Source organism: Streptomyces sp. NPDC053426 (assembly GCF_055585405.1).
On record NZ_JBVJKE010000010.1, the window covers coordinates 79,796 to 92,571 of the forward strand.

The window sequence follows — 12,776 nt, forward strand, 5'->3', positions numbered from 1 at the left end:
GGAGGACGTATGGCGGCCGACGAGCCGAGTGACCGGAGCGGGACAGCGATGACGCCCACGCCCCCCGACGACATCGTCGAGGCCGCACGGCTCGCGCCGGACCACTGGATCAGCATGATCGACCCCGGCTGGGACGGCGAGGGCGTCCCGCCCGACCGGGTCGTGGTCGGCCGCTGGCGCACGGGAGCGACCGGCGAGATCGAGGAGTGGGAGGACAACGAGGCGTACCGTCCCTCCCCGGAATCGCTCGGCTGGCCCGAGCCCACCGACGACGTCGACAGGGCCCTCCAGCTCGCCGTCACCGGTTACGGACCGCCCGAGGACGTCCTGCGCGCCCTGGCCACCGCCGAGGTGGCGGTGCTCACCCTGCCGGACGGATCCCTGGTGACCGCCGCGGTGGAGGACGGCGGGCTCGTGGTCCCGGTCTTCACCTCCTCGCCCCACCTCGACGGCGTCGGCGGCTTCGCCTTCGAACGCGTCACCGTCCCGGCCCTCCTGGAGCGCCTGCCCCCGGGCCGCGCGCTCTACGTCAACCCGGCCGGCCCGGCGGGCAGCGTGCTGGAGCCCGATCGGCTCGGGGAGACGATCACGGGCGGAACACGACCGGACGGCACACCTGGTCCTCATAACATCACCGGGTGACGGCCCACGGGGCCCGGGGACTTCCACGAAGGAGCGTGTCCGTGCAGCGCACCGGTCTGTACTACCCGTACGTCCACTTCCGTGACCCGGCGTGGATCAAAGCCGCCGCGCTGTACCTGCCGGAGATGGCCCGCGTGGTGCCCGAGGGCTTCCGCGTCTCGGACCCGGACCATGTCCGTGTGCTGCGGGACGGCCTCGGCTTCGTCCAGGACATCGACCCCGCCGGGGCCGTCGAGGCGGCGTCACGGCACCTGCGGCGACTCGTGGACGAGCGTGGTGAGGAGCTGCGGAGCCATTTCGGTGTCCAGGGCGCCGGCGCACCGGACGCCGTGGACGTGGTGAACGCCGAACCCTCGCCGCCCGGCACACCGGCACCCGTGGGCGGCCGGGCACGCTTCTTCTCGACCGGGGGCCGGCCGCTGGCGGGCCTGTACCCGGGGGAGATGTCGCCGGAGCTGAGGGACGCCCTGTTCGGCACCGGACTGGCGGTGCGGCGGACGCGCAACACGGTCAGCCATGGCGCGCACCACGCGTGGGTGGGGATGGACCCGGCGCTCGCCTGGGTCTACAAGTGCGCGCTGACCGCCGAACTCGCGGTCCGCACCGCCTTCCTCCCCGTCACCGACCAGGAGGCCGCCCACACGGCCGTCGACCCCTGGGACGCCGAGCGGATGGCGGCGGTCCTCCTGGGCGGGGCCCCCGCCCCGGCCGGAACCGGCGGCCTGGCGGGGCGGGTCGGGGTCCTGTCGGTGCGGTGCGTGCTCCCCGCACGGCTCGCCGAGGTGCCCGCCGAGAAGATCGTGGAACTCCGCAGGAAGTACGAACCGGAGTTCTTCGCCTACCTGGACGCCATCGCCCGGACGGCGGCGGACCTGCGCGAGGAGCTGGCCGGCATCCGCAGTGCGCAGGCACTGGACATGTACGTGCGGCAGGCGGTGCACAAGGACTTCGAAGTCGAGCTGGTGAAGCTGCGCGAGGCCATGAACGGCGTCGGCCTCCAGACGATCACCACCTCCGTCAGCACCACCTTCGACACCCCCACCTCGGCGGCCCTGGCGAGCGGACTGATCGCCACGGTCGGCGGCACCGTGGCGGGCAGCGCGGCGGGCATCGTGGCCGGCGTCGGCGCGACGGCCGTGGGCATCCTCGGCGGAGCCCGGCGGCAGCGGGACGCGGCGCTCGCCGCGTCCCCGGTCAGCTTCCTCCTGCGCGTCGAACGCGGGCTGAGACCCACCACCGCGGTACGCCGCATCGGACGCGCCCTGCGACGGAGCGCCGGCGCCGACGTGTGAGCGGAACGCGCGGGACGGCGCCCGTCCCCTCAGCACTCGATGATGTTCACCGCGAGCCCGCCCCGGGCCGTCTCCTTGTACTTGACCGACATGTCCGCGCCGGTGTCCTTCATCGTCTTGATGACCTTGTCCAGGGACACCTTGTGCGAGCCGTCGCCGCGCATCGCCATCCGGGCCGCCGTGACCGCCTTCACCGCGGCCATGCCGTTGCGCTCGATGCACGGGATCTGCACCAGGCCGCCGACGGGGTCGCAGGTCAGACCGAGGTTGTGCTCCATGCCGATCTCGGCGGCGTTCTCCACCTGCTCGGGGGAGCCGCCCAGCACCTCCGCCAGCGCGCCCGCCGCCATCGAGCAGGCGGAGCCGACCTCGCCCTGGCAGCCGACCTCGGCGCCGGAGATGGAGGCGTTCTCCTTGAAGAGCATGCCGATCGCGCCGGCCGCCAGCAGGAAGCGGACCACGCCCTCCTCGTCGGCGCCGGGTACGAAGTTCATGTAGTAGTGCAGGACGGCGGGGATGATCCCGGCCGCGCCGTTCGTCGGGGCGGTGACGACCCGGCCGCCGGCCGCGTTCTCCTCGTTCACGGCCATGGCGTACAGGGTGATCCACTCCATGGCGAGGGCCTGCGGGTCGCCCTCGGAGCGCAGCTTGCGCGCGGTGTTCGCGGCGCGGCGGCGCACCTTCAGGCCGCCCGGCAGGATGCCCTCGCGGGACATGCCCCGGTCCACGCACGCCCGCATCACGCGCCATATCTCCAGCAGGCCCTCGCGGATCTCCTCCTCGCTCCGCCAGGCGCGCTCGTTCTCCAGCATCAGCGCGGAGATGGACAGGCCGGTCTCCCGCGTCAGGCGCAGCAGCTCGTCGCCCGTGCGGAAGGGGTACTTCAGGACCGTGTCGTCCAGCACGATGCGGTCCGCGCCCACCGCGTCCTCGTCCACGACGAAACCGCCGCCGACCGAGTAGTACGTCTTGGTCAGCAGCTCCGCGCCGGAGGCGTCGTACGCCCACAGCGTCATGCCGTTGGCGTGGTACGGGAGCGCCTTGCGGCGGTGCAGCACCATGTCGTCGTCGAAGGAGAACGCGATCTCGTGCTCGCCGAGCAGCCGGATCCGGCCACCGTCCTTGATCTTCTCCACCCGCTCGTCGGCCGACTCCACGTCCACCGTGCGCGGCGAGTCGCCCTCCAGGCCCAGCAGCACCGCCTTGGGCGTGCCGTGGCCGTGTCCGGTGGCGCCCAGGGAGCCGTACAGCTCCGCCCGGACCGAGGCGACCGAGTCCAGCAGGTCCTCGTTGCGCAGCCGCCGGGCGAACATCCGGGCCGCCCGCATCGGGCCGACCGTGTGCGAGCTGGACGGGCCGATGCCGATCGAGAAGAGATCGAAGACCGAGATGGCCACGGGAGGACTCCTAAGGGTTCGGCGGACGACGCTGTCCACCGGGGAAGGGTGGTTCAGAGGATCGGAAGGTCCGGGGGTCGGAAGAGAGGGATCGTTCATGCGGCGGTGCATGGTGCGGGGCACCGCGCCCACCGACCCAGTGTGCGCGATGCCCCTGATGTCCGTACGTGTGAAAGCGTACGAAATTACTTCAGACCGGGGTACAGCGGGTGCTTCGCGGCGAGTGCCGTCACCCGGGCCCGGAGCGCCTCCACGTCGAAGGACGGCTTCAGCGCCTCGGCGATCACGTCCGCGACCTCGGCGAAGTCCTCGGCCGTGAAGCCGCGGGTGGCCAGGGCGGGCGTACCGATGCGCAGCCCCGAGGTGACCATCGGCGGGCGCGGGTCGTTCGGGATCGCGTTGCGGTTGACCGTGATGCCGACCTCGTGGAGGCGGTCCTCGGCCTGCTGGCCGTCCAGCTCCGAGTTCCGCAGGTCGACCAGGACCAGGTGCACGTCCGTGCCGCCGGACAGCACGTCCACGCCCACGGCCTTCACGTCGTCCTTGACCAGGCGCTCGGCCAGGATGCGGGCGCCCTCCAGGGTGCGGCGCTGGCGCTCCCTGAAGTCCTCGGTGGCGCACACCTTGAAGGCGACCGCCTTGGCGGCGATCACATGCTCCAGCGGGCCGCCCTGCTGACCGGGGAAGACCGCGGAGTTGATCTTCTTGGCCAGCTCGGCCGTGGAGAGGATCACACCGCCGCGCGGGCCGCCGAGGGTCTTGTGGGTGGTCGTCGTCACGACGTGGGCGTGCGGCACCGGGTTCGGGTGCAGGCCCGCGGCGACCAGACCGGCGAAGTGCGCCATGTCGACCATGAGGTACGCGCCGACCTCGTCCGCGATCCGGCGGAACGCGGCGAAGTCGAGCTGACGCGGGTACGCCGACCAGCCGGCCACGATCAGCTTCGGCTTGCTCTCCTTGGCGAGCCGCTCGACCTCGGCCATGTCGACCTGGCCGTCGTCGCCGACGTGGTACGCGACCACGTCGTAGAGCTTGCCGGAGAAGTTGATCTTCATGCCGTGGGTCAGGTGCCCGCCGTGCGCGAGGTTCAGGCCCATGATCGTGTCACCGGGCTTGAGCAGCGCGAACATCGCGGCGGCGTTGGCCTGCGCGCCCGAGTGCGGCTGCACGTTGGCGTGCTCGGCGCCGAAGAGCTCCTTGACCCGGTCGATGGCGATCTGCTCGATCACGTCGACGTGCTCGCAGCCGCCGTAGTAGCGGCGGCCGGGGTAGCCCTCGGCGTACTTGTTGGTGAGGACCGAGCCCTGGGCCTCCATGACCGCGACCGGGGCGAAGTTCTCCGAGGCGATCATCTCGAGGGTGGACTGCTGGCGGTGCAGCTCGGCGTCGACGGCGGCGGCCACCGCCGGGTCGAGCTCGTGCAGGGGCGTGTTCAGAAGCGACATGCTGCTACGGCTCCTCAGCCCTTGATGAAGGCGTCGTACTCGGCGGCGGTCAGCAGGTCGGCCGGCTCGTCGGTGACGCGCACCTTGAACAGCCAGCCGCCCTCGAAGGGGGCGGAGTTCACCAGCGACGGGTCGTTCACCACGTCCTCGTTGACCTCGGTGACCTCACCGCCGACGGGGGAGTACAGGTCGCTGACCGACTTGGTGGACTCCAGCTCGCCGCAGGTCTCGCCCGCGGTCACGCCGTCACCGACCTCGGGGAGCTGGACGAAGACCACGTCGCCGAGCGCGTTGGCCGCGTGCTCCGTGATGCCGACCGTCGACACGCCGTCCTCGGCGGCCGACAGCCACTCGTGCTCCTTGCTGTAACGCAGCTGCGTGGGGTTGCTCATGTCCTGGATTCTCCTGTACGCGGGGGACTGCTGATGAGGGAGGGGACTGCTGTGCGGCGCCGGTGAGCAGGCACGACGTGCTCACCTCACGCGCGGAAAGCCGTCTGAGGACGGTGTCACTTCCGCCGCTTGTAGAACGGCAGCGCCACGACCTCGTACGGCTCGTGGCTGCCGCGGATGTCCACGCCGACGCCCTCGGTGCCGGGCGCGGCGTGGGCGGCGTCGACGTACGCCATCGCGATCGGCTTGCCCAGCGTCGGGGAGGGCGCGCCGGAGGTGACCTCGCCGATCACCTCGCCGCCGGCCACGACCGCGTACCCGGAGCGCGGGACCCGGCGGCCCTCGGCGACCAGGCCGACCAGGACGCGCGGAGGCTCGGACGCGGCGCGCTCGGCGGCCTCGGCGAGCGCCGCACGGCCCACGAAGTCGCCCTCCTTCTCGAACTTCACCACCCGGCCCAGACCGGCGTCGAAGGGCGTGAGGGAGGTGCTCAGCTCATTGCCGTACAGCGGCATGCCGGCCTCCAGACGGAGCGTGTCCCGGCAGGACAGCCCGCAGGGGACCAGGCCGGCGCCCTCGCCGGCCTTGGTGAGCGCCTGCCACAGCTCGGCCGCGTGCTCGGGCTTCACGAACAGCTCGAAGCCGTCCTCGCCGGTGTAGCCGGTACGGGCGATCAGCGCGGGCACACCGGCGACCGTGCCGGGCAGACCGGCGTAGTACTTCAGGCCGTCCAGGTCGGCGTCGGTGAGCGAGGCGAGGATGCCGGGGGACTCGGGGCCCTGCACGGCCAGCAGCGCGTAGGCGTCGCGGTCGTCGCGGACCTCGGCGTCGAAGCCGGCCGAGCGCTCGACGAGCGCGTCGAGGACCGTCCGGGCGTTGGAGGCGTTGGCGACCACCATGTACTCGGCGTCGTCCAGCCGGTAGACGATCAGGTCGTCCAGGATGCCGCCGTCCTCGCGGCAGATCATGGTGTAGCGGGCACGGCCCGGCTTCACGCTGCCGATGTTGCCGACCAGCGCGAAGTCCAGCAGTTCGGCGGCCCCCGGGCCGGTGACGGTGATCTCGCCCATGTGCGAGAGGTCGAAGAGGCCGGCCTTGGTGCGGACGGCGTTGTGCTCGTCGCGCTCGGAGCCGTAGCGCAGGGGCATGTCCCAGCCGGCGAAGTCGGTCATCGTCGCGCCGAGCGAACGGTGCAGGGCGTCGAGCGCGGTCCGGCGGGGTTCGGTACTGCTCATCGGTCGGTCTCCCAGAGGCGATGGGGGTCCCTCCCGCGCGAATTCATTCGGGCGTGGGGGAAGGCGAGGACGTTTCCTCCCCATCTGTCATCGGAACCTGAGAGGTTCGCCATGACCGCCCACGCAGGGGCGCCCTGGCTTGCACCTTGGGTGGAGCCACCGGAGCACTGCTGATGCCCTTCGGCGGCCCGCTTTTCAGATGTGCCTCGCCCGCGCGGTAACGGGGCCTGAGAGATTCAAGGGAGGGACTTGCTCCTTCGGCGCCCCGGCGGCAAACGGTGCCGGGGACTCTCCCGCGCGGATTCAAACGGCCGGTATGCAGTTGGCGCGCACATCATTGCACGCATCGCGGGGGCGCGGCAGGGGGACCCTTCCCAGGGGGTGCACAGGGTGTGCGGGCATCGTCACAGGGGGCTGTGACAAGCCTGTTTCAGGAAACGGACGGAAACGACAGACACCCGGCATTACCTTCTCTTTACACTCGGCGGGGATCGGTACTCGTACCCGGCCCCAGGGGAGGACGATCACGGTGAACAGGACCACGGCGTGCGCCACCACCACGGGCGTCACGCTGCCCCAGCAGCCGGCCGCTCAGGCCCGTCGGGCCCGCGGCGCGCTGCCGGCGCCCGTAGTCCGCGATCTGCGCGCACGGGCCGGCCGCAGCCCGCGCGCCCTGCTCTTCGGACCCCGGGACCTCGTCGTGGTCACCGGGCTGCCCGGCAGCGGCAAGTCCACCCTGATGCGGCGCACGGTGCGCGGCACCCGCGTCGACTCCCAGGACACCCGGGACCGCTGGGACGGCCGCATGCCGCGCCTCCTGCCGTACGCGGTCTACCGCCCGCTGGTCCGCCTCGCCCACTACGCCGGGCTGCGCCGCGTGCTGCGGACCGGGGGGCCGGTCGTCGTGCACGACTGCGGTACGCAGGCCTGGGTGCGCCGCTGGCTGGCCCGCGAGGCCCGCCGCCGGGGCGCGAGCCTGCATCTGCTGCTGCTCGACGTCACCCCGCAGCAGGCCCTGGCCGGCCAGCGCGAACGCGGGCGCGGTGTCTCCCGCTACGCGTTCCTGCGCCACCGCGCGGCGAGCGAGCGGCTGCTGCGCGCGGTGGAGCGGGGCGCGCTGCCGGCGGGCGCGGGTTCGGCGGTCCTGATCGACCGGGACGCGGCGGACGCGCTGCGCCGGGTCGGCTTCACGGGCTGACCGGCGCCGCGGGCCGACGGGTAGCCTTTCCAGCCACAGCAGCGGTTCCAGGCAGCAGGCGGTAGGCAGATGGACTTCCCGGCGGACTTCCCGGCACAGACGCACCCCCACCCGCACGGCGGGTGGCCCGGCAACGAGCTGGAGGAGGTGCTCTCCGCCTCCCTCGGCGTCCCCTCGGCGGGCGGCAGGATCGTCGAGGTGCTGGGCCGCAGCTTCGTCTGGGTCCCGCTGCCGAACGGCGGCGGCCCGGACAGCGGCCCGCTGGACCTGCCCACCATGGAGATCGACGGTCAGGTCCACGTCCCCGTCTTCAGCTCCGAGGAGCAGTTCCGCCAGGTCGTCGGCTCCCACATGTCGTACACGATCGCGCCCGCCGTGGAGTTCGCCCGCGGGCTGCCGCCGCAGGCCGGGATCGCGGTGAACCCCGGCGGCGTGGTCGGCATCCCGCTGCCGCCGCCGGCCGTCGCCGAGCTGTGCCGGGCCGGACGCACCCCGCTGGACGGCCCGGCGACCGGCGGCCGGGTCCGGCTGTTCGAACCCGACTGGCAGGACGACCCGCTGGACTTCCTCGCCGCCGCCTCGGCGGAGTTCGACGCCCTCGGCGTGGTGACCACCGCCCGCCGCTGCCTCGCCGCGATCGAGACGGCCGACCCGGTCCTCTTCATCGGCGTGGAACTCTCCCAATGGGAGGGCGACGCCCGCACCCTCCCCCTGAACGCCCTGGGCCGAGCCCTCGGCCGGACCCCGTCCCCCTGGCCGGTCAACCTCATCGTCCTGGACATCGCCCAGGACCCGGTCGGCGACTGGCTCCGCACCAAGGTCCACCCCTTCTACCAGCGCCAGCAGTAACCCCCTGAAGGGGCGCGGGGCTGTATCGATGTGCGGCTCCGCCGCGTGGGCGCGGCCAACCCCTGAAGGGGCGCGGGGCTGTATCGATGTGCGGCTCCGCCGCGTGGGCGCGACCAACCCCTGAAGGGGCGCGGGGCTGTATCGATGTGCGGCTCCGCCGCGTGGGCGCGACCAACCCCTGAAGGGGCGCGGGGAACTGCGCGACAAGCCACAACAAACCCGCACCCGCCCACGGCGCCACGGCCCCGAGCTCTCCCGCGAGCTCACCGCGATGCAGCCAGGCAGCCCGCCGCACGGTGTCGGCTTAAGCTAGGTCCATCCGCTGGCGAGGTACGGAGGGGCGATACAAGTGAGCGCTGGCACCGCGGCGACCGGACAGGTCGAGCACATGCTGCGCCAGGTGACGCCCGGGCGTTACGACGCGTACGAGGCACTGCTGCGCGCCCTCGCGACCCCCGCCTCCGGCCAGGTCTGGATGCTGCTCTGGCACGGCCAGGCCGGCTCCCCTGACGCCCAGTACGGGAACATGGAGGTCGAGGGCTTCGGCTACGCCCCCTGCGTCACCTCCGCCCAGGAGCTGTCCGCCAGCGGCTGGAACCGGTCGTACGAGGTGGTCGACGGCCTCGAAGTGGCCCGCGCGCTCTACCCCGACCACTACGGACTCTGGCTCAATCCGCACGCCCCCGGCGGCGGCGTCGGCATCCCCTGGCTGGACCTGCGCCGGATCGCCGGCGGCCTGGACCGCCAGCCCGCCGGACCGCTGCGGCTGTCCGAACCGGCCATCGAGATCCCGCAGTTCTACGCCCTCCTCGCGCAGAACGCCCACCGCACCCCGGCCGTCCGCGCCCTGCGCCGCGCCTGGGTGCAGCCCGCGCTGGGCGCCCCGTACCTCGCCATCGGCCTGGACGTGTACGACACCTCCCCGCCCGCCGTGGACGCCGTACGCGCGATGATGCAGCAGTCCCTCGGCGCGGTCCCGGACGGACTGCCCGTGTCGACCGTCGCGATGTCCGACGAGCACGACCCGGTCGCCATGTGGCTGCGCGCCAACTCCCGCCCGTTCTACGACCGGGAGGCCCACGGCGCCGTGCCGCCCCCCGCCGCGGCCTACGGCTACCCGCCCGCGCACCGGGGCTGACCGGCCCGGACGCCGCCGTGCTGACGGGGCGTCACTGTCCACGGAGTGGACAGGGTCAGGGGGTCGGAGTAACCGCGTCCGCTTGGCCTGCCGCATGCCGCTGGTTTCCCGCCACATTTTCGGCCATGCGCGCTCAGCGACTACCTGTTGACCGCCCGTCACCTGCGGTTTCACCCGTTCTTCACGCTTCCCCGGCGTCACCTGGGCGGCCGTCGCGACGGCGCTTCCGTGTCCGGCGGGTTAAATCTTGACGGGGGAACGCCTGAACCGTCCCTTATGTCAACTGTTCAGATCTCAGGTAGGTATCACCGCTATCCGGACTGTTCCTGACCGACTGCGAACGTCTGTAGTGTTCGGCCGGTCAAGATGCATCCACATAGCGGACCCGGAGTGGCCCCAGTATGCGCATATTCAAGTCCCGAACCGCTCGGGCGATCACGGCCGCGGTGGCGGTCGGTCTGATCGCCACGGGCTGCTCCAGCGAACGGGACGCTGACAACGAAAGCGGCGGCGGCAAGAAGGACACCTTCGTCTTCGCCGGTGCAGGTGACCCGGGTTCCCTGGACCCTGCCCTCGCGAGCGACGGTGAAACCTTCCGCGTGACGCGCCAGGCGTTCGAGGCCCTGCTCGAGCACGAGTCCGGCGGCACCAAGCTGGTCGGCGGCCTCGCCGAGACCTGGTCGAGCAACGACGAGGGCACCGTCTGGACCTTCAACCTCCGCAAGAACGTGAAGTTCCACGACGGCGAGGCGTTCAACGCCGCGGCGGTCTGCGCCAACTACGACCACTGGTTCAACTGGACGGGCACCTACCAGTCCAGCGCGGTCTCCTACTACTGGCAGACCATCATGGGCGGCTTCGCGAAGAACGAGGACAAGGAGACGCCCAAGGCGAACTACAAGTCCTGCACCGCGAAGGACGAGAACACCGCCGTCATCGAGGTCAACGAGCCCTCCGCCAACCTCCCCGGCGGCTTCTCCCTCCAGGCCCTGGCGATCCACTCGCCGAAGGCCCTCAAGGAGTACGCGAAGGAGGAGGCGACCGCCAAGGGCGACGCCATCACGTACCCCAAGTACAGCCAGGAGGCCGGCACGGTCGCCGGTACCGGCCCGTACAAGATCACGAAGTGGAACAAGGGCAACAAGGAAGTCACCCTTGAGCGCTTCGACGACTACTGGGGCGAGAAGGCGAAGATCAAGAACCTGGTCTTCCGCACCATCGACACCGAAGAGGGCCGCCGCCAGGCGCTCCAGGCCGGTGACATCGACGGCTACGACCTGGTCGCGCCGGCCGACGTCAAGACCCTCGAGGACGAGGGCTTCGTCGTCCCGACCCGTGGCGTCTTCAACCTCTTCTACGTGGGCATGAGCCAGGAGGCCAACAAGGCCCTCAAGAAGAAGGAAGTCCGCCAGGCGATCGCGCAGGCGATCGACAAGGAGAACCTGGTCAAGACCCAGCTGCCCGAGGGCGGCAAGGTCGCCGACCAGTTCATGCCGGACACCATCGCGGGCTACTCCAAGAACGTCAAGAAGTACCCGTACGACACCGCCGCGGCGAAGAACCTCCTCAAGAAGGCCGGTGAGGAGAAGCTCAAGGTCGAGTTCTGCTACCCGACCGAGGTCACCCGCCCGTACATGCCTGCCCCGCAGGACCTGTTCGAGCTGATGAAGGCCGACCTGGAGAAGGCCGGCATCACCGTCACGCCGAAGGCCATGAAGTGGGCCCCGGACTACATCGACGCCACCGAGGCGGGCTCCTGCGACCTGCACATGCTCGGCTGGACCGGTGACTTCAACGACGGCTACAACTTCATCGGCACCTGGTTCGCCGGGTACGACAAGCAGTGGGGCTTCAAGGACAAGAAGGTCTTCGACGCCGTGAACGCCGGCTCGAAGATGGGCAAGGCCGAGGAGCGCACCGCCGCGTACGAGAAGGCCAACGAGGTCATCATGGACTACCTCCCGGGCGTCCCGATCTCGTCCTCCCCGCCGGCCATCGCCTTCGCCAAGAACGTGAACCCGCCGAACGTCTCCCCGCTGACGCAGGAAGTCTTCGCCGAGACGTCCTTCAAGTAGGCGAGCAGCGGTAGGAAACCGAAACGGGGGGTCCGCCCGGTCGTCGCAACTCGGCGGCCGGGCGGGTCCATTCATGTAAGACATCACGCAAGAAAGGGGCATGCGGGGTGCTGCGTCTCGTCGTACGAAGACTGCTCCAGCTCATACCCACGCTGCTCGGCCTGTCGGTTCTGCTCTTCCTGTGGCTCGACCGTCTGCCCGGTGGGCCCGCCTCAGCGATCCTGGGGGAGAAGGCCACCGAGGCCGAAGTGGCGCGTATCAACCGCGCGCTCGGGCTGGACCAGCCCGTCTACGTCCAGTACTGGCGTTTCCTCAAGCGCATCGCCGAACTCGACCTGGGCACCTCCACCCAGACCGGACAGCCGGTGTGGGACGAGTTCGTCCTGCGCTTCCCCGCGACCGTGGAGCTGTCGCTCCTCGCGATCCTGATCGCGGTCGCCGTCGGCGTGCCCCTCGGCTACTTCGCGGCCCGCAACCGCGGTGGCTGGCTCGACGTCAGCGCGGTCTCCGGCTCGCTCGTCGGCATCTGCATCCCGGTCTTCTTCCTGGCCCTGATCCTCAAGCAGATCTTCGCCGTCCAGCTCGGGATCTTCCCCAGCTACGGACGCCAGGACACCGGCATCAACGCCACCGACGTGACCGGCTTCGCCGTCCTGGACGGCATCCTCACCGGGGAGTTCGACGCCTCCTGGGACGCGATCACGCACCTGATCCTGCCCGCCGTCGCCCTGGCCTCCATCCCGCTCGCGGTCATCGTGCGCATGACCCGCGCCAGCGTCCTCGAGGTGCAGGACGAGGACTACGTCCGCACCGCCGAGGCCAAGGGCCTCAAGCGGAGCGTCGTCCGCACCCGGCACGTGCTGCGCAACGCGATGCTCCCCGTGGTGACCGCGGTCGGCCTGCTCACCGGCTCCCTGCTGTCCGGCGCGGTCCTGACCGAGTCCGTGTTCTCCTTCGGCGGCATCGGCTCCTTCATCCGGACCGCGATCGACGGCCGCGACTACCCCGTGCTCGTCGGGTTCATCATGTTCATCGCGCTGATATACGTCCTGATCAACTTGTTGGTGGACCTGGCGTACAGCCTCATCGACCCGAGAGTGCGGGTGCACTGAC

General features: G+C 70.9%; 11 protein-coding genes and 2 riboswitches. Of the genes, 7 read left to right on the plus strand and 4 right to left on the minus strand.

The window, feature by feature from the left end; translation table 11 throughout:
* Positions 1-48 precede the first annotated feature (48 nt).
* Both ACZ62B_RS21065 and ACZ62B_RS21070 read left to right on the plus strand, forming a co-directional pair.
* Complete coding sequence (locus tag ACZ62B_RS21065) at positions 49-642, plus strand: type VII secretion system-associated protein (RefSeq protein ID WP_344560800.1); 594 nt, start codon at positions 49-51, stop codon at positions 640-642.
* A gap of 41 nt (positions 643-683) precedes the next feature.
* Complete coding sequence (locus ACZ62B_RS21070; protein WP_469691675.1) at positions 684-1,934, plus strand: DUF6236 family protein; 1,251 nt, start codon at positions 684-686, stop codon at positions 1,932-1,934.
* A 29-nt stretch (positions 1,935-1,963) separates the two neighbouring features.
* Here the strand turns inward: ACZ62B_RS21070 and ACZ62B_RS21075 are convergent, their stop codons facing one another.
* The 4 genes from ACZ62B_RS21075 to gcvT all read right to left on the minus strand — a co-directional run bounded on the left by ACZ62B_RS21075 (position 1,964) and on the right by gcvT (position 6,403).
* On the minus strand, positions 1,964-3,331 hold the full coding sequence (locus ACZ62B_RS21075; protein ID WP_344560798.1) for an L-serine ammonia-lyase: 1,368 nt from the start codon (positions 3,329-3,331) through the stop codon (positions 1,964-1,966).
* Positions 3,332-3,516: 185 nt separating this feature from the next.
* The gene (glyA, locus tag ACZ62B_RS21080) at positions 3,517-4,776 is read right to left on the minus strand and encodes a serine hydroxymethyltransferase (RefSeq protein WP_468725239.1); all 1,260 of its coding nucleotides are present in this window, start codon (positions 4,774-4,776) and stop codon (positions 3,517-3,519) included.
* A gap of 14 nt (positions 4,777-4,790) precedes the next feature.
* A complete protein-coding gene (gene gcvH / locus ACZ62B_RS21085) occupies positions 4,791-5,168 on the minus strand; it encodes a glycine cleavage system protein GcvH (protein WP_344560796.1) in 378 nt (125 codons plus the stop codon).
* A gap of 116 nt (positions 5,169-5,284) precedes the next feature.
* Positions 5,285-6,403 carry a glycine cleavage system aminomethyltransferase GcvT gene (gene gcvT / locus ACZ62B_RS21090; protein WP_469691677.1) on the minus strand — a complete coding sequence of 373 codons (1,119 nt, stop codon included), beginning with the start codon at positions 6,401-6,403 and terminating at the stop codon, positions 5,285-5,287.
* Between the two features lie 74 nt (positions 6,404-6,477).
* A riboswitch (glycine riboswitch) is annotated at positions 6,478-6,608 on the minus strand.
* A riboswitch (glycine riboswitch) is annotated at positions 6,609-6,709 on the minus strand. It lies immediately after the preceding riboswitch.
* A 223-nt stretch (positions 6,710-6,932) separates the two neighbouring features.
* Between gcvT and ACZ62B_RS21095 the strand changes: the two genes are divergently transcribed.
* The 5 genes from ACZ62B_RS21095 (at position 6,933) to ACZ62B_RS21115 (ending at position 12,775) form a co-directional block, all read left to right on the plus strand.
* Positions 6,933-7,601 (plus strand): AAA family ATPase, encoded by a 669-nt coding sequence (locus ACZ62B_RS21095; protein WP_107425266.1) that lies wholly within the window; start codon positions 6,933-6,935, stop codon positions 7,599-7,601.
* Between the two features lie 69 nt (positions 7,602-7,670).
* A complete protein-coding gene (locus ACZ62B_RS21100; RefSeq protein WP_468887787.1) occupies positions 7,671-8,450 on the plus strand; it encodes an enhanced serine sensitivity protein SseB in 780 nt (259 codons plus the stop codon).
* A gap of 388 nt (positions 8,451-8,838) precedes the next feature.
* Positions 8,839-9,588 carry an enhanced serine sensitivity protein SseB C-terminal domain-containing protein gene (locus ACZ62B_RS21105; protein ID WP_344560821.1) on the plus strand — a complete coding sequence of 250 codons (750 nt, stop codon included), beginning with the start codon at positions 8,839-8,841 and terminating at the stop codon, positions 9,586-9,588.
* 401 nt (positions 9,589-9,989) lie between these two features.
* Positions 9,990-11,663 carry an ABC transporter substrate-binding protein gene (locus ACZ62B_RS21110; protein WP_468725232.1) on the plus strand — a complete coding sequence of 558 codons (1,674 nt, stop codon included), beginning with the start codon at positions 9,990-9,992 and terminating at the stop codon, positions 11,661-11,663.
* Between the two features lie 107 nt (positions 11,664-11,770).
* Entirely contained in the window at positions 11,771-12,775 is a 1,005-nt protein-coding gene (locus ACZ62B_RS21115) for an ABC transporter permease (protein ID WP_468879753.1), read from the plus strand.
* Position 12,776: the final 1 nt, after the last annotated feature.

What these genes read in the sequence shown, in the direction of transcription:
- ACZ62B_RS21065 (WP_344560800.1), top strand. Translation starts at nt 49, where the DNA reads ATGACGCCCACGCCCCCCGACGACATCGTCGAGGCCGCACGGCTCGCG.
- glyA (WP_468725239.1), bottom strand. Translation starts at nt 4,776, where the DNA reads ATGTCGCTTCTGAACACGCCCCTGCACGAGCTCGACCCGGCGGTGGCC.
- gcvH (WP_344560796.1), bottom strand. Translation starts at nt 5,168, where the DNA reads ATGAGCAACCCCACGCAGCTGCGTTACAGCAAGGAGCACGAGTGGCTG.
- gcvT (WP_469691677.1), bottom strand. Translation starts at nt 6,403, where the DNA reads ATGAGCAGTACCGAACCCCGCCGGACCGCGCTCGACGCCCTGCACCGT.
- ACZ62B_RS21100 (WP_468887787.1), top strand. Translation starts at nt 7,671, where the DNA reads ATGGACTTCCCGGCGGACTTCCCGGCACAGACGCACCCCCACCCGCAC.
- ACZ62B_RS21105 (WP_344560821.1), top strand. Translation starts at nt 8,839, where the DNA reads ATGCTGCGCCAGGTGACGCCCGGGCGTTACGACGCGTACGAGGCACTG.
- ACZ62B_RS21110 (WP_468725232.1), top strand. Translation starts at nt 9,990, where the DNA reads ATGCGCATATTCAAGTCCCGAACCGCTCGGGCGATCACGGCCGCGGTG.